16 protein-coding genes are annotated in these 14,387 nt (G+C 71.5%); 6 read left to right on the top strand and 10 right to left on the bottom strand.

What is annotated here, in order from left to right; genetic code table 11:
- The first annotated feature begins 11 nt into the window (after positions 1–11).
- Entirely contained in the window at positions 12–1,145 is a 1,134-nt protein-coding gene (locus ACZ4N4_RS22715; protein WP_450754915.1) for an Mrp/NBP35 family ATP-binding protein, read from the top strand.
- A gap of 204 nt (positions 1,146–1,349) precedes the next feature.
- Here the strand turns inward: ACZ4N4_RS22715 and ACZ4N4_RS22710 are convergent, their stop codons facing one another.
- The 4 genes from ACZ4N4_RS22710 to sigE form a co-directional block, all read right to left on the bottom strand.
- Positions 1,350–2,021, bottom strand: coding sequence for a hypothetical protein (locus ACZ4N4_RS22710; protein ID WP_453570788.1), 672 nt, complete (start codon positions 2,019–2,021; stop codon positions 1,350–1,352).
- 226 nt (positions 2,022–2,247) lie between these two features.
- The gene (locus ACZ4N4_RS22705) at positions 2,248–2,688 is read right to left on the bottom strand and encodes a sec-independent translocase (protein WP_450754911.1); all 441 of its coding nucleotides are present in this window, start codon (positions 2,686–2,688) and stop codon (positions 2,248–2,250) included.
- Positions 2,689–2,982: 294 nt separating this feature from the next.
- Entirely contained in the window at positions 2,983–3,936 is a 954-nt protein-coding gene (locus ACZ4N4_RS22700; protein WP_467591458.1) for an anti-sigma factor family protein, read from the bottom strand.
- On the bottom strand, positions 3,933–4,649 hold the full coding sequence (gene sigE / locus ACZ4N4_RS22695; protein ID WP_467591455.1) for an RNA polymerase sigma factor SigE: 717 nt from the start codon (positions 4,647–4,649) through the stop codon (positions 3,933–3,935). The genes ACZ4N4_RS22700 and sigE overlap by 4 nt, the downstream gene beginning before the upstream one ends.
- 235 nt (positions 4,650–4,884) lie before the next feature.
- On the opposite strand from sigE, the gene ACZ4N4_RS22690 reads away from it, so the two are divergent.
- Positions 4,885–5,583 (top strand): O-methyltransferase, encoded by a 699-nt coding sequence (locus tag ACZ4N4_RS22690; RefSeq protein WP_351745689.1) that lies wholly within the window; start codon positions 4,885–4,887, stop codon positions 5,581–5,583.
- 87 nt (positions 5,584–5,670) lie between these two features.
- Here ACZ4N4_RS22690 and ACZ4N4_RS22685 read toward each other — a convergent pair whose 3' ends face one another.
- Complete coding sequence (locus tag ACZ4N4_RS22685; protein ID WP_004950282.1) at positions 5,671–5,838, bottom strand: DUF3117 domain-containing protein; 168 nt, start codon at positions 5,836–5,838, stop codon at positions 5,671–5,673.
- Between the two features lie 379 nt (positions 5,839–6,217).
- On the opposite strand from ACZ4N4_RS22685, the gene chcB reads away from it, so the two are divergent.
- A complete protein-coding gene (gene chcB / locus ACZ4N4_RS22680; protein ID WP_467591452.1) occupies positions 6,218–7,021 on the top strand; it encodes a 2-cyclohexenylcarbonyl CoA isomerase in 804 nt (267 codons plus the stop codon).
- An 80-nt stretch (positions 7,022–7,101) separates the two neighbouring features.
- On the opposite strand, the gene ACZ4N4_RS22675 is transcribed toward chcB, so the two are convergent.
- Both ACZ4N4_RS22675 and ACZ4N4_RS22670 read right to left on the bottom strand, forming a co-directional pair.
- On the bottom strand, positions 7,102–7,689 hold the full coding sequence (locus ACZ4N4_RS22675; RefSeq protein WP_467591836.1) for a DNA-3-methyladenine glycosylase I: 588 nt from the start codon (positions 7,687–7,689) through the stop codon (positions 7,102–7,104).
- A gap of 14 nt (positions 7,690–7,703) precedes the next feature.
- Positions 7,704–8,063 (bottom strand): DivIVA domain-containing protein, encoded by a 360-nt coding sequence (locus ACZ4N4_RS22670; protein WP_467591449.1) that lies wholly within the window; start codon positions 8,061–8,063, stop codon positions 7,704–7,706.
- Between the two features lie 163 nt (positions 8,064–8,226).
- Here ACZ4N4_RS22670 and folP point away from each other — a divergent pair, with 163 nt between their 5' ends.
- Positions 8,227–9,087, top strand: coding sequence for a dihydropteroate synthase (gene folP, locus ACZ4N4_RS22665; RefSeq protein ID WP_453570773.1), 861 nt, complete (start codon positions 8,227–8,229; stop codon positions 9,085–9,087).
- Positions 9,088–9,156: 69 nt separating this feature from the next.
- Here the strand turns inward: folP and ACZ4N4_RS22660 are convergent, their stop codons facing one another.
- Both ACZ4N4_RS22660 and dapE read right to left on the bottom strand, forming a co-directional pair.
- A complete protein-coding gene (locus tag ACZ4N4_RS22660) occupies positions 9,157–9,915 on the bottom strand; it encodes an LOG family protein (RefSeq protein ID WP_453570770.1) in 759 nt (252 codons plus the stop codon).
- Positions 9,916–10,019: 104 nt separating this feature from the next.
- Positions 10,020–11,099 carry a succinyl-diaminopimelate desuccinylase gene (dapE, locus tag ACZ4N4_RS22655; protein ID WP_467591445.1) on the bottom strand — a complete coding sequence of 360 codons (1,080 nt, stop codon included), beginning with the start codon at positions 11,097–11,099 and terminating at the stop codon, positions 10,020–10,022.
- Positions 11,100–11,192: 93 nt separating this feature from the next.
- Here dapE and ACZ4N4_RS22650 point away from each other — a divergent pair, with 93 nt between their 5' ends.
- Entirely contained in the window at positions 11,193–12,200 is a 1,008-nt protein-coding gene (locus ACZ4N4_RS22650; RefSeq protein ID WP_467591442.1) for a VldE C-terminal domain-containing protein, read from the top strand.
- Positions 12,201–12,480: 280 nt separating this feature from the next.
- Complete coding sequence (locus ACZ4N4_RS22645) at positions 12,481–13,008, top strand: ATP-binding protein (RefSeq protein ID WP_467591439.1); 528 nt, start codon at positions 12,481–12,483, stop codon at positions 13,006–13,008.
- A 146-nt stretch (positions 13,009–13,154) separates the two neighbouring features.
- Here ACZ4N4_RS22645 and ACZ4N4_RS22640 read toward each other — a convergent pair whose 3' ends face one another.
- Positions 13,155–14,249, bottom strand: a complete 1,095-nt coding sequence (locus ACZ4N4_RS22640) for a bifunctional succinyldiaminopimelate transaminase/glutamate-prephenate aminotransferase (RefSeq protein WP_453571044.1) — start codon at positions 14,247–14,249, stop codon at positions 13,155–13,157.
- Positions 14,250–14,387: the final 138 nt, after the last annotated feature.

Genomic DNA, 14,387 nt, shown 5'->3' with positions numbered 1-14,387 from the left:
CCATCGTGTGTATGGCTAGCGAAGACGCGGTGCGCGAGGCATTGGCGACGGTGAACGACCCGGAGATCAACCGACCCATCACCGAACTGGGGATGGTCAAATCGGTGGAGATCGGGGAGGACGGCGCGGTCGCGGTCACCGTGTACCTGACGGTCTCCGGATGCCCCATGCGGGACACGATCACCCAGCGGGTCACCGAGGCGGTCTCCCGGGTCGACGGTGTCACCCGCGTCGACGTCACCCTGGACGTGATGAGCGACGAGCAGCGCAAGGAGCTGGCGTCCGCGCTGCGCGGCGGCCAGACCGAGCGCGAGGTGCCCTTCGCCAAGCCGGGCAGCCTCACGCGGGTCTACGCGGTCGCCTCCGGCAAGGGCGGTGTCGGCAAGTCCTCGGTCACGGTCAACCTCGCCGCCGCGATGGCCGCCGACGGTCTCAAGGTCGGTGTCGTCGACGCCGACATCTACGGCCACTCGGTCCCCCGCATGCTGGGCGCGGACGGCCGCCCCACCCAGGTCGAGAACATGATCATGCCGCCGTCGGCGCACGGCGTGAAGGTCATCTCGATCGGCATGTTCACCCCGGGCAACGCCCCGGTGGTCTGGCGCGGCCCGATGCTGCACCGCGCCCTCCAGCAGTTCCTCGCGGACGTCTACTGGGGCGACCTCGACGTCCTGCTGCTCGACCTCCCGCCCGGCACGGGTGACATCGCCATCTCGGTCGCCCAGCTGGTCCCGAACGCCGAGATCCTCGTCGTGACGACGCCTCAGCAGGCGGCGGCGGAGGTCGCCGAGCGGGCCGGCTCCATCGCGGTCCAGACCCACCAGAAGATCGTCGGCGTGGTCGAGAACATGTCCGGCCTGCCCTGCCCGCACTGCGGCGAGATGGTCGACGTCTTCGGCACGGGCGGCGGCCAGGTGGTCGCCGACGGCCTCACCCGCACGACGGGTACGAACGTCCCGGTCCTCGGCAACATCCCGATCGACGTCCGCCTCCGCGAGGGCGGCGACGAGGGCAAGCCGGTGGTCCTGACCGACCCCGACAGCCCGGCGGGCGCGGCGCTGCGCGGCATCGCAGGCAAGCTGGGAGGCAGGCAGCGAGGCCTCTCGGGCCTGTCCCTGGGTATCACCCCGCGCAACAAGTTCTGAGAGACCCAGGGCTCCGCGCCCCTTCGGGGGCGCGGGGCTGTTTCACTGTGCGGTTCCGCGGCGTGGGCGCGATCGGCCACACCGCACCCGCGGTCGCACACGCGCCGCAACCCCTACGGCGAAGGGGCGCCACGAACCACCGGCGCCCCTTTTCTCACGCGTAGGCGGCGATGTTCTTTTCTCACGCGTACGCGGCGATGTCTCTCACGCGTACGCGGCGATGTCCTTGATCATCGCGAACCCCAGCCCGTACGCGGACATCCCCCGGCCGTACGCCCCCACATGCACCCCCTGCGACGTGGACCCGGCGAGCACCCACCCGAACTCCGACTCCCGGTAGTGGAACGGCGTGGCCACCCCGTCCACCGGCAGCGAGAGCGTGGACCACTCCGGTCCGTTCAGCTCGTCGGCCAGCTCCCACGCCGTCTCGGTCTGCTGCTCCAGCCAGTCGTCCCGCAGGCTGTGGTCCATCTGCCCCGGCCAGGTGAAGGACAGCAGCCCTACCCCCGCCAGCCACGCGGCCGACGAGACCGACGTGGCCTCCAGCAGCCCCGTCCCGTCGGCGCTCCGCCGGGACGGACTCGCCGCGACGGTCACGACCACCGCGAACTTCTCTCTCGGCTCACCGACGGACGCGGCCAGATGCTCGTTCCGCACCGACGGCTCGTCGCCGTGCCCGATCGACCCGTGCTCCACCGCACCGTCTGCCGCCGTACCCACCTGCATCAGCCAGCGCGGCCCTGTGAACGCCTCGTCGAGGCCGTACCAGGGGAAGGGCGCCTCCAGGTAGCCGCCGACCGTGCGACGGGCGGAGGGGACCTGCTGTCCGTTCTCCGCGACCGGCGTATGTTCGCCCACCCGACTTGTCGTCTCCATCTGCCCGGACGCCTCCTAGCTCTCGTCGGTCCGGGGCGGCCCGCCCCCCTTCGGGCGCACTCGTCCGGTCCGCACAACAACTCGGCAGCATATCCACCCCGCTGGGACCAGCAGCGAAACCGCCCGGCGCGTGGGTCGCGCGGGCGGCGGGATCAAGCCGTGAGCGGCGCAGACGCGGTATGAAACGCGTCACGTACCTCGCTCAGGCCCAAGTGTCCGGTACGGCTCAGGTGGCGTCCGCGTCGAACGGCGGACGGTCGTCCTGGCCGGGGTCCTCGGGCTTCTTGGTCATGTCGATGCGGCCGCCCGCGGAACCCGTACCCGTGGAAGGGGAGGAATCGGCCTCGCGGCTGTGCACCGCGTCCGTGACCTCGGCCATCTCCTTCTTCAGGTCGAAGCCGTTGCGGATCTCCTTCAGCCCCAGCTCGTCGCTGTCCAGGTGCTTGCGGACGAAATTCTTGGGGTTGAGGTCCTCGAACTCGAAGTCCTTGAACTCCGGACCGAGCTCCTCGCGGATGTCCGCCTTGGCGCTCTCCGAGAACTCCCGGATCTTGCGGATGGTCCGCATCACGTCCTGGATGACCTTCGGGAGCTTGTCGGGACCGAAGACGAGCACGGCGAGCACGACGATGGTCACCAGCTCGAGTGGTCCTATGTCATTGAACACCTGAAGCTCCTTGCGATGTCCTCGGTCCTCGGCCCTCCGGTCGCTGTTGCGGGTGTTCCGTGGTCCGGGCCGGGTCCACGGTACCCGGCGTACCTGTCCGACCGGTACCGTCCCGAGGTGTCCGACCGCGTGTGTACGACCGGTTTTCCGGGTTGTTTGCCTAGTCGGGGCACACGCGCGGTCCCGGCTGTGACGTTTCTGTCAGTTCCTGTCCGATCACAGCCGCCACGGGCACAGCCTGCGCACGGGATTCCACCAGGGTCGCGGGTCACCGCAGGGCCGCCCGGCAGACGGTCAGCGGGCCGGGCGGGGGGACGGGGAGGGAGCGGAGGTCGTGTCGGGGACGGGTGCGGCGAGCAGGGCGGGGCCGGTCGCCTCGGGCGTACTGGTCCACGAGGTGAGGGCGAACGGCGGGTTGGCGGTCAGCGGCCGTATCAGCGGGGAGACGGCGGCCGCGCCGGCCAGCACCGGTGCGGTCAGCTCACGCAGCGCCTTCTCGCCGGCGGCCGGGGAGGGCACCCCGGGCAGCAGCGGCGCGGAGACCGAGGTGGGAGCCGCGGTCGTGGCGCTGCCGAGCAGGGTGCCGGAGGACAGCAGCGGGGAGAGCGAGCGGCGGCGCTGCGCGTCGGCGGCGCCCGCGGTGCCCGCGCCCGCCGTACCGGCCGGGGCGACACTGCCGCCGGTGCCGCTGCGGGCGTCGGCGGCCGGGGAGCCGGGCAGGCCGGCGGTGACCCCGCCGAGGGCGACGGCGGCCAGCGAGACCGCGCCGGCGGCGACGAACGCGAACCGCATGCCGCGCGAGGCGGAGCGGTCGGCGTCCGGGCGGCCGACGGGGTGGATACGGAAGCCCCGGCCGGCGGCCACGGCCGAGTCGTGCGGGTGGGCCGGGACGTAGCCGAACTCGAAGCGGTCGTCCTGGCTCATGCCGAAGACCCCGCTGTCGGAGCGGCGTCCCGAGGGGTCTCCCCCGCCGAACGGCGAACCGCCGGTGTCACCACCCCCGGGCAGCCCCTGGAGGCGGGCCAGGAAGCTCTCGGAGGGCGGGGGCGGGGCGGCCTCCGCGAAGACGTTCTTCAGCGCGCGCTGGGCGTCGGCCTCCGCCTTGCACCTGGCACAGGTCGCCAGGTGGGCCAGGACACGATCGCGCGACTCATGGCCGAGCTCTCCGTCCACCAGGGCGGAGAGTCGGTCTCCCAGATGCTGCTCGGCGAGCTGACGCTCGGCGGGTTTCGGTCGTGAACCACTCACGCGGACGCGCCCCCTCCTCCCAGTGCGGGAACACGGGGCACGAAGGAGCGGCGCTCGGCCTTGCGGGCTTCCGGGGAGCGGTGCGCGAGGGCCTTGCGCAGCTGGGAACGGCCGCGGTGGATCCGGGAGCGGACCGTGCCGAGCTTGACGCCGAGGGTCGCGGCGATCTCCTCGTACGACAGACCCTCGATGTCGCACAGGACGACGGCGGCGCGGAACTCGGGCGCGAGGGTGTCCAGGGCCTGCTGCACGTCGGCGTCGAAGTGCGCGTCGTTGAAGGCCTGGGACGGGGTGGGCTCGCGACTGGGCAGGCGCTCGGCCGCGTCATCGCCGAGGGCGTCGAAGCGGATGCGCTGCTTGCGCCGGACCATGTCGAGGAACAGGTTGGTCGTGATGCGGTGCAGCCAGCCCTCGAAGGTGCCCGGCGAGTAGGTCGACAGAGAGCGGAAGACGCGGACGAAGACCTCCTGGGTGAGGTCCTCGGCGTCGTGCTGGTTGCCGGTGAGGCGGTAGGCCAGGCGGTAGACGCGGCCGCTGTGCGTGCTGACGATCTCCTCCCACGTGGGCGGAGTCCATGCCTGCCCGTCCGCGTCGGTGGAGAAGGTCGCGGTCCGGTCCTCACCCATGGCGAGCACTTCGGCGTGGCTGGGGTCAGCAGCGGTGTCGTTCACGGATTTCGGCCTGCCCGCCGATCCGAGGAAGCGCCGTAGCACTCCTCCCCGATCCCCGGGTGCGGCCGCACCTCCCCTGTCGGCTCTGGTGGTGTCCAGTGGAGCCCCTACCATAGCCACCTCGCCCGTTAGGACCGGATAAGCGGTTTTACGAGAATTTGATCTCTGCTGGTACGGCTCATCCGGCCGCATCAGCGGTTGCTCGACCGCTGTCTCGTCGTCGTGATCCATTCGTGTCCCCCCGCCCTGTCTTCCACCCCTCTAAACGCCTGGTCCCATCTGCGGGTTCCCGGCACCAACGGATACAGTCACGCCCAGGCAACCACGGGGACAGGAGAGGGTCATTACCGGCAACCGGCAGACGAGCTGGGCGTTCGCCGACGCCTTTGTCGCCGAGGACGAAGCACTGCGGTGGGCCCGTGACCGGGCCCGCGACGCAGGGCTGCGCTCGGTGTCGCCCGGCACGGGTGCCGCGCTGCGTCTGCTCGCCGCCTCCGTGGACGCCAAGGCGGTCGCCGAGATCGGTACCGGATGCGGGGTGTCCGGGATGCATCTGCTGCACGGCATGCGCGCGGACGGTGTCCTGACGACCGTCGACCCCGAGCCGGAGCACCAGCAGTTCGCCCGGCAGGCCTTCCGCGCCTGCGGCTTCGCCAGCAACCGGGCCCGCTTCATCCCGGGCCGCGCCCTCGACGTACTTCCCCGTCTCGCGGACGCCGGTTACGACCTGGTGTTCTGCGACGGCGACCGGCAGGAGTACTCCGACTATCTCGCTGAATCGTTGCGCCTGCTGCGCCCGGGCGGCCTGGTGGTCTTCGAGGGCGTCTTCGCCAACGGCCGCACGGTCGACTCCGGGCCGCAGCCGACCGAGGTGCTGCGGCTGCGCGAGCTGCTGCGCACGGTCCGGGAGAGCCCGGAGCTGGTGCCGTCGCTGCTGCCGGTGGGCGACGGACTGCTCTGCGCCGTCAAGCGCTGACCCCGCCGGGGAAGGACCGGGGGTACGGCTGCGCCCCGGCACCGCATACAGTGCCGGGGCGGCCGAAAGGGTATGGTCGCTGACGCCTCAGACGACGACGTTCTTGAGGGCGTCGGCGAGCGCCGCGGCCTCGTCAGGGGTCAGCTCGACGACGAGCCGACCGCCGCCTTCGAGCGGAACGCGCATGACGATGCCCCGCCCCTCCTTGGTCACCTCGAGCGGGCCATCACCCGTCCGCGGCTTCATGGCCGCCATGCTGGTTCCCCTTCCTGAAAACAGCTCATCGTCTGCCGACGGCCCACGAGGGCACGCGCGATCCTGACGGGACACGCGGCACCGGCATCGAACACATTGCTTCCAAGCCATTATCCCGCATCTCAGGACCCGATGACCAACATCAGTCGGCATCGCTTGGGCAACGCGCGCGAGCAAAACCACCCAATTCGGCGATGTGACTGCGATACTGCGCCGCCCCACGTCCTTACGCCGACCGAGTAGGCTCCGGTTTTCTTTGACGCAGGTCACACGACGGGTCCGGTCCTCGGGCCGCGAACTCCGCCATGCTGTCCTTCGGACACAGACGTACCGAGCGGTACGTCAGCCGCGACGACGGAGACGACGGAGGGGACGCACCATGACCGACACCGTGCTCTACGAGGTGAGCGACGGACTCGCGACGATCACGCTGAACCGCCCCGAGGCGATGAACGCGCTGAACATCGCGACGAAGGTCGCGCTTCGGGAGGTCGCGCAGGAGGCGGCGGCCGACACTGCCGTCCGGGCGATCCTGCTGACGGCCGCCGGGGACCGGGCGTTCTGCGTGGGCCAGGACCTCAAGGAACACATCACGCTGCTCGCGTCGGACCGGGAGACGGGTTCGGGGCAGACGATGACGACGGTCCGGGAGCACTACAACCCGATCGTGCGGGCGCTGGCCGGGGCACCGAAGCCGGTGGTGGCCGGGGTGAACGGTGTCGCCGCCGGTGCCGGTCTCGGGTTCGCGCTGGCCGCGGACTACCGCGTGGTCGCCGATACGGCAGCCTTCAACACGTCGTTCGCGGGGGTCGCGCTGACCGCGGACTCCGGGGTGTCCTGGACGCTGCCGCGGGTCGTGGGGCCGGGGCGCGCCGCCGACCTGCTGCTCTTTCCGCGGAGCATCAGCGCGCAGGACGCGTACGAGCTGGGCATCGCGAACAAGCTGGTGCCCTCGGCCGAGCTGCGGGACGAGGCCGAGAAGGTCGCCCGGAAATTGGCCGAAGGACCGACCGTGGCGTACGCGGCGCTGAAGGAGGCCGTCGCCTACGGGCTCACGCACTCCCTCGACGAGACGCTCGACAAGGAGGACGAGCTGCAGGCCCGGGCCGGGGCCTCCGAGGACCACGGGATCGCCGTCCAGGCGTTCGTGAACAAGGAGAAGCCGAAGTACTTGGGGCGGTGACCCGCCATGGGGAACTGCGGGTGTGATGGGACTGGTCGCGCCCGCGCGGCGGAGCCGCATGTCGATGCGGCCCCGCTCCCCTACCGGGCGCTACGGGCGACGCATGCTTCCAAGTGGTCGTTGACCAGGCCGCATGCCTGCATGAGGGCGTACGCCGTGGTCGGGCCGATGAAACGCAGGCCGCGCTTCTTCAGGGCCTTGGACAGGGCCGTCGACTCGGGGGTCACCGGCAGGACGTCGGCGACGCTCTTCGGCGCCGGACGAGTACCCGGCTCCGGGGCGAACGACCAGATCAGCTCGTCCAGCTCGCCCGGTTCCCACTCCGCCAGTACCTGCGCGTTGGCGATCGTCGCGTCGATCTTCAAGCGGTTGCGGATGATGCCCGGGTCCGCCAGCAGCCGCTCCCGGTCCTCGTCCGTGAAGGTGGCGACCTTCTCGATGCGGAAGCCGGCGAAGGCGGCCCGGAAGCCGGGGCGGCGGCGGAGGATCGTGATCCAGGAGAGTCCCGACTGGAACGCCTCCAGGCTGAGGCGTTCGTAGAGGGCGTCGTCGCCGTGGACCGGGCGGCCCCACTCCTCGTCGTGGTACGCCACATAGTCCTCGGTGGACAGGGCCCAGGGGCAGCGCAGCCTGCCGTCCGGCCCGGCCACGGCCGCGCCGGCGGTCACGTCCGTCAGGTCGGTCACGGCCGGTCCTCCGGCCCGGGCTTGTCCAGCGAGGTGTGCCTGGCGTGTGGCGCGGCCTGGGCGCCGGCCAGTGCGGACTCCAGGTCGGCGATCCGGGCGTCGCGCTCGGCGAGTTCGGCGCCGAGGCGGCTGAGCGCGTCGTCGACGTCCGCCATGCGGTAGCCGCGCGGGGCGAGCGGGAAGCGGAGGCTCTCGACGTCCGCGCGGTGTACCGGGCGGTCCGGGGGCAGTGGGTCCTGGAAGCGCTCGGGCGCCACCTCGGGCAGCGGGCCGCTCTCGCCGCCGCTCACCACCGAGAGCGTGACCGCGGCGACCACGACCGCGAGCGCGACGACCAGGAACAGGAACATAACCATCGCGGTGGCCCCCAGGCTCGATGAAGCTCGGCGCACTCATGGTGCCGAGTGCGCTTAGTGTGCTCGGTGTCGAATGTGTCTGTGTCCGATCGTGCCATGCGAGTCTGACAGTCAGGGGCGCAGGCGGTCGTACCGAGGGACTTACTACGAGAGGTCACAGGCGATGCTCAGGCTGGGCAAGCGGGAATTCGCGCCGCACGAACCGGTGATCATGGCCATCGTGAACCGGACCCCGGACTCCTTCTACGACCAGGGGGCGACCTTCCACGACGAGCCCGCCCTCGCGCGCGTGGAGCAGGCGATCGCCGAGGGGGCCGCGATCATCGACATCGGCGGGGTGAAGGCCGGGCCGGGCGAGGAGGTCTCGGCCGAGGAGGAGGCGCGGCGGATCGTCGGGTTCGTGGCGGAGGTGCGCCGGCGGTTCCCGGAGGTCGTGATCAGCGTGGACACCTGGCGGGCGTCGGTCGCGGAGGCGGTCTGCGAGGCCGGGGCGGATCTGCTGAACGACGCGTGGGGCGGGGTCGATCCGGGGCTGGCGGAGGTCGCGGCGCGGTACCGGGTGGGGCTGGTGTGCACGCACGCGGGCGAGGCGGAGCCGCGGACGCGGCCGCACCGGGTGACGTACGACGACGTGGTGGCCGACATTCTGCGGGTGACCCTGGGGCTGGCCGAGCGGGCCGTGGCGCTGGGGGTGCCCCGGGAGTCGGTGATGATCGATCCCGGACACGACTTCGGGAAGAACACCCGGCACAGCCTGGAGGCGACGCGGCGGCTGGGCGAGATGGTCGAGACGGGATGGCCGGTGCTGGTCTCCCTGTCCAACAAGGACTTCGTGGGCGAGACGCTGGACCGGCCGGTGAAGGAGCGCGTGATCGGCACGCTGGCGACGACGGCGGTGTCGGCGTGGCTGGGGGCGCAGGTGTACCGCGTCCATGAGGTGGCGGAGACCCGGCAGGTCCTGGACATGGTGGCGTCGATCGCGGGCCACCGGCCCCCGGCGGTGGCCCGGCGGGGGCTGGCGTAGCGTCCTGGCGGCTCGGACCCTGACTTCTCGGCAGAGCGGGTCGAGTGGGTGGGCGGGAGGCGACCGCTCCTAGCGGCCCGCCTCCTTCGACACCAGAGCCACCGCCTCCCCCACGTCGTCCGTGACGTGGAACAGGAGCAGGTCCTTCTCGCTCGCCTTGCCCTGGGCGATCAGGGTGTTCTTGAGCCAGTCCACCAGGCCGCCCCAGTACGCGCTGCCGAACAGCACGATCGGGAAGCGGGTGACCTTCTGCGTCTGGACGAGGGTGAGCGCCTCGAAGAATTCGTCGAGGGTGCCGAGGCCGCCGGGGAGCACCACGAAGCCCTGCGCGTACTTGACGAACATCATCTTCCGCACGAAGAAGTAGCGGAAGTTCAGGCCGATGTCGACGTAGGCGTTCAGGCCCTGCTCGAAGGGCAGCTCGATACCGAGGCCGACCGAGACGCCGCCCGCCTCCAGGGCGCCCTTGTTGGCCGCCTCCATCGCGCCGGGCCCGCCGCCCGTGATGACCGCCCAGCCGGCTTCGACCAGGCCCCGGCCCAGCTGCACGCCCGCGTCGTACTCCGGCGAGTCCACCGGCGTCCGCGCCGAGCCGAACACGCTGATCGCGGCGGGGAGTTCGGCGAGCGTGCCGAAGCCCTCGATGAACTCCGACTGGATGCGCAGCACCCGCCAGGGGTCCGTGTGGACCCAGTCGGAGGGGCCGCCCGCGTCCAGCAGACGCTGGTCCGTCGTGCTCGCGGTCACCTGACCGCGCCGTCGGAGGACCGGTCCCAGGCGCTGCTCGTCCGGCGGCACCTTCTTCCCCTCGGGGTTCCCGGTAGGCATATGTGCGCTCCCTCCGCTTGCAGGTGTATCCGCCCCAGCGTAGATCCACCCGGGTTACAGGCGCGGGACGTCGGCATGTCCGGTGCGAAGCGCCGCCGTGTGGCTCAGTCGGTCAGCCAGGCGCGGAGCCGCTTCTCACCTGCCAGGATCTTGCCGGTTTCCACCCTTTCGTCCCGCTTGTGGGCCAAGTGCGGGTTGCCGGGCCCGTAGTTGACCGCCGGGACGCCGAGGGCGGAGAAACGGGAGACGTCGGTCCAGCCGTACTTGGGCATCGGGGTACCGCCGACCGCCTCGATGAAGGCGGCCGCGGCCGGGTGCGAGAGGCCGGGCAGCGCGCCGGGGCTGTGGTCGTCGACCACGAACTCCTCGACCCCGCAGTCGGCGAAGACCTCGCGGACGTGCGCGATCGCCTCCGCCTCGGAACGGTCCGGGGCGTACCGGAAGTTGACGGTGACCACGCACTCGTCGGGGATGACGTTGCCGGCCACCCCGCCCGAGATGCCGACCGCGTTGAGGCCCTCGCGGTACTCCAGGCCGTCGATGACCGGGTAGCGCGGCTCGTAGGCGGCGAGCCTGGCGAGGATCGGGGCGGCCGCGTGGATCGCGTTGGAGCCCATCCAGGAGCGCGCGGAGTGGGCCCGCTCGCCGGTCGTCTTCAAAAGGACGCGCAGGGTGCCCTGGCAGCCGCCCTCGACCTCGCCGTCCGACGGTTCGAGGAGGACCGCGAAGTCGCCCGCCAGCCACTCGGGGTGGGCCTCGGCGACGTGCCGGAGGCCGTTGAGATGGGCGGCGACCTCCTCGTTGTCGTAGAAGACGAAGGTCAGGTCGCGGTTCGGGGCGGGGACGGTGGCCGCGATGCGCAGCTGGACGGCGACACCGGACTTCATGTCGCAGGTGCCGCAGCCCCACAGCACGCCGTCCTCGGCCAGCCGGGACGGCACGTTGTCCGCGATCGGGACGGTGTCGATGTGGCCGGCCAGGATCACGCGCTCGGAGCGGCCGAGGTTCGTGCGGGCGATCACGTTGTTGCCGTGACGGTCGACCGTCAGATGCGGCAGGGCACGCAGTGCGGCCTCGATCGCGTCCGCGAGCGCCTTCTCGGTGCCGCTCTCCGAGGGGAAGTCGACGAGTCGCGCGGTCAGCGCGGCGGCGTCCAGCGTGAGGTCAAGCGAGGTGTCGGCCATGGCCCCGACCCTAGCGCGCGGCATCGCGCGGGCGGTTTCACAGGCTTCCGCACCCAGGGTTGAGCCGCTCGTACTCTCCAGTATGTTGTACGCGTGCCAGAGCCGTCCCCCACTCGCCCCACGCGTCGCCGCCGTGCCCTGCGTTTCGTGTCGGGTTTGCTCATTCTGTCCGCCGTCGCTGCCTATCTGGTCGTCCAGTACGTCACCGGCGGCGGTGGCGCCGAGGGCTGCAAGGTCGTGTCGGACCGCAGCGACAGCGCGTCGTACGAGTTCACGCCCGAGCAGGCGGTGAACGCCGCGACGATCGCCGCCGTCGGCACCGGGCGCGGTATGCCCGAGCGGGCGGTGGCCATCGCGCTGGCGACCGCGATCCAGGAGTCGGGGCTGCTCAACATCGAGCACGGCGACCGGGATTCCCTGGGCCTGTTCCAGCAGCGGCCCTCGCAGGGCTGGGGCACCGAGAAGCAGATCCTCGACCCGGCGTACGCGGCGGGCATGTTCTACGCCCACCTGGCCAAGGTGCGCGACTACGAGACCCTGCCCCTGACGGTCGCCGCACAGCGCGTGCAGCGCAGCGGCTACCCGGAGGCGTACGCCAAGCACGAGACCGACGCCACGCTGCTCGCGGCCGCCCTGACCGGGCAGGCGGCGGCCACGCTGACCTGCGACGGGCGCCCGGCGGCCGGCACCGGGGCGACGGCGACTGCGACGGGTCCGGACGCGGTACGGACCGCGCTGGTACGGGACTTCGGGCGGGACGCGGTCGAGGAGGCCGGTGCGGAGGTGAACGACACGTCCGCGAGTTCGCCGACACCTACGCCGAGCGTGACCGCCACGGCACACGGGCGGACCGTGACCGTGCCGGTGCCGGAGGGCGGGAAGACCGACAGGTCCGGGCGTACCGAGAGCGAGCGCGGCTGGCAGCTGGCGCACTGGGCGGTGGCCAACTCCTCGGCGCTGCGCATCCAGCGGGTGTCGTACGCCGGCCGGGAGTGGTCCGCCGGGAGCACGGAAAGCCAGTGGCAGCCGGCGGCCGGTTCACAGGGCACGGGCGGTGCGGAGAAGTCCGCGGGGTCGGTGCGGATCGTAACCGGGCAGTAGTTCGGCGTTTCACTCCGTCGGGTCGGCCCGGGCCGATCGGGTAGATGCTGTGCCCAGGTTTTCGCACGGTCACTCGCGCACGCGCGAAATCCCTGGGAGCACGGGGACGTAAGGATTCTTCGGGTTACGGCGAGGTCTCGGCCCGGGCACTCTTTGCCCGTTTTTATCCACACCCGATAATGCGATGCGTTATCAATTCTTTACCCTGGGCCTCCGCAACCTTCGCGGGCTTCGAGCGGTAGTCACGGCGATCACGTTCCCTCCCGTCGAATGGAGCATCATGTCCCTCCCTCTGACCCGCCGGATCGCCCGTGCCGCGCTGCTCGTCGCAGCGGGAGCGGCTGCCGGGGTCGGTGCGGCCGGCTCCGCCAGCGCGGCCCCGAGTCTGCCGGCCACCACCCCCAACCTGGGCGGTCTGACCGCGCTGGACGGAGCGAGCGTCGGCAACACCGCCGACGCCGCGGCGCAGAGCGTCACCGGGACCGTCGGCCACACCGGTGGCAGGACGGTCGAGTCGGCGCTCCCGGCCGCGGGCAAGACCGGCGGCAAGGCCGTCAAGGTGGCGACGCCGGTGGTGCAGCACGCCGCCGGTGACGCGGCCGGCTCCGCCGGTGGGCTGCTCGGTGAGACGGCGGCCACGGCGACGAAGGGCGGGCTGCCGACGCAGGGGCTCACCAAGGGCGGGCTGCCCACGCAGGGGCTCACCAAGGGCGGGCTGCCCACGCAGGGGCTCACCAAGGGCGGGCTGCCCACGCAGGGGCTCACCAAGGGCGGGCTGCCGGTCAAGGGCCTGCCGCTGGGCGGCTGACGCGGCGATGCCGCGACGCCGGTGATGCGAGAAGGGACCCGGGGTTTGCCGCCCCGGGTCCCTTCTCGTTGTGTGTCGCGTGCGGGGCCGGTGGGGGGTGTTCGCGCCCGCGCGGCGGAGCCGCACGTCGGCACAGCCCCGCGCCCCTAGGTCAGTCGCGCCACCGCTGCTCGAACGCGCTCGTCCGTCGCCGTCAGGGCCACGCGTACGAAGTTCTCGCCCGCCGTGCCGTAGAAGTCGCCCGGTGCCACCAGGATGCCTAGTTCGGCCAGGTGGGCCACCGTCTGCCAGCAGGACTCGTCCTTCGTCGCCCACAGGTAGAGGCTCGCCTCGCTGTGCTCGACACGGAAGCCGTGGGAGAGCAGGGCCGCGCGGAGGGCCGTACGACGGGACGCGTAGCGCTCGCGCTGTTCCTGGACGTGGGTGTCGTCGGACAGGGCCGCCACCACCGCCGCCTGGGTCGGTGCCGACGTCATCATGCCGCCGTGCTTGCGGATCTCCAGGAGGGGGCCGAGCACCGCCGGGTCGCCGGCCAGGAAGGCCGCGCGGTAGCCCGCCAGGTTGGACCGCTTGGAGAGGGAGTGCACGGCCACGATGCCGTCGTACGAGCCGCCGTTCACGTCCGGGTGCAGGACCGAGACCGGGTCGGCCTCCCAGCCCAGTTCCAGGTAGCACTCGTCGGAGAAGACCAGGACGCCGTGGGCGCGGGCCCAGGCGACGATCTCGGTGAGTTCCTGCTGGGAGAGGACCTTGCCGGTGGGGTTGGACGGGGAGTTCAGCCAGAGGAGCTTCAGGTTCGCCGGGTCCAGGTCGCGTGGGTCGTCGTAGACCTCGTACTCCGCGCGGGCCAGCCGGGCGCCGACCTCGTAGGTCGGGTAGGCGAGGCGCGGGTAGGCGACCTTGTCCCCGGGGCCGAGGCCCAGCTGGGTGGGGAGCCAGGCGACGAGCTCCTTGGAGCCGACGATGGGCAGGACATGGCGGTGGGTGACGTCGCGGGCGCCCAGGCGGCGCTCGACCCAGCCGGTGATCGCGTCGCGCAACTCCGGGGTGCCCCAGACCGTGGGGTAGCCGGGCGAGTCCGCCGCGTCGATGAGGGCCTTCTGGATCAGGTCGGGAACCGGGTCCACCGGGGTGCCGACCGAGAGGTCGACGATGCCGTCCGGGTGCGCCGCTGCCGTCTTCTTGTACGGCTCCAGCTTGTCCCAGGGGAAGGTGGGCAGACGGTCGGAGACTGCGGACACGGTCACTGGCTCACTTTCTTCGGTACGACCGGTACGGCCGGTTACGACCGGCACGACCGGAACGGCAAACGCCTCGGTCCCGCAGGCGCCGATCGGGTGCGATCAGGCCGTACGGGACCGAGGCGGCACGGTGGTGCG

This window comes from Streptomyces sp. NPDC026538, assembly GCF_055567535.1.
The sequence above is the reverse complement of the archived record's forward strand: the minus strand, read 5'-3'. Positions and strand labels throughout refer to the sequence as shown.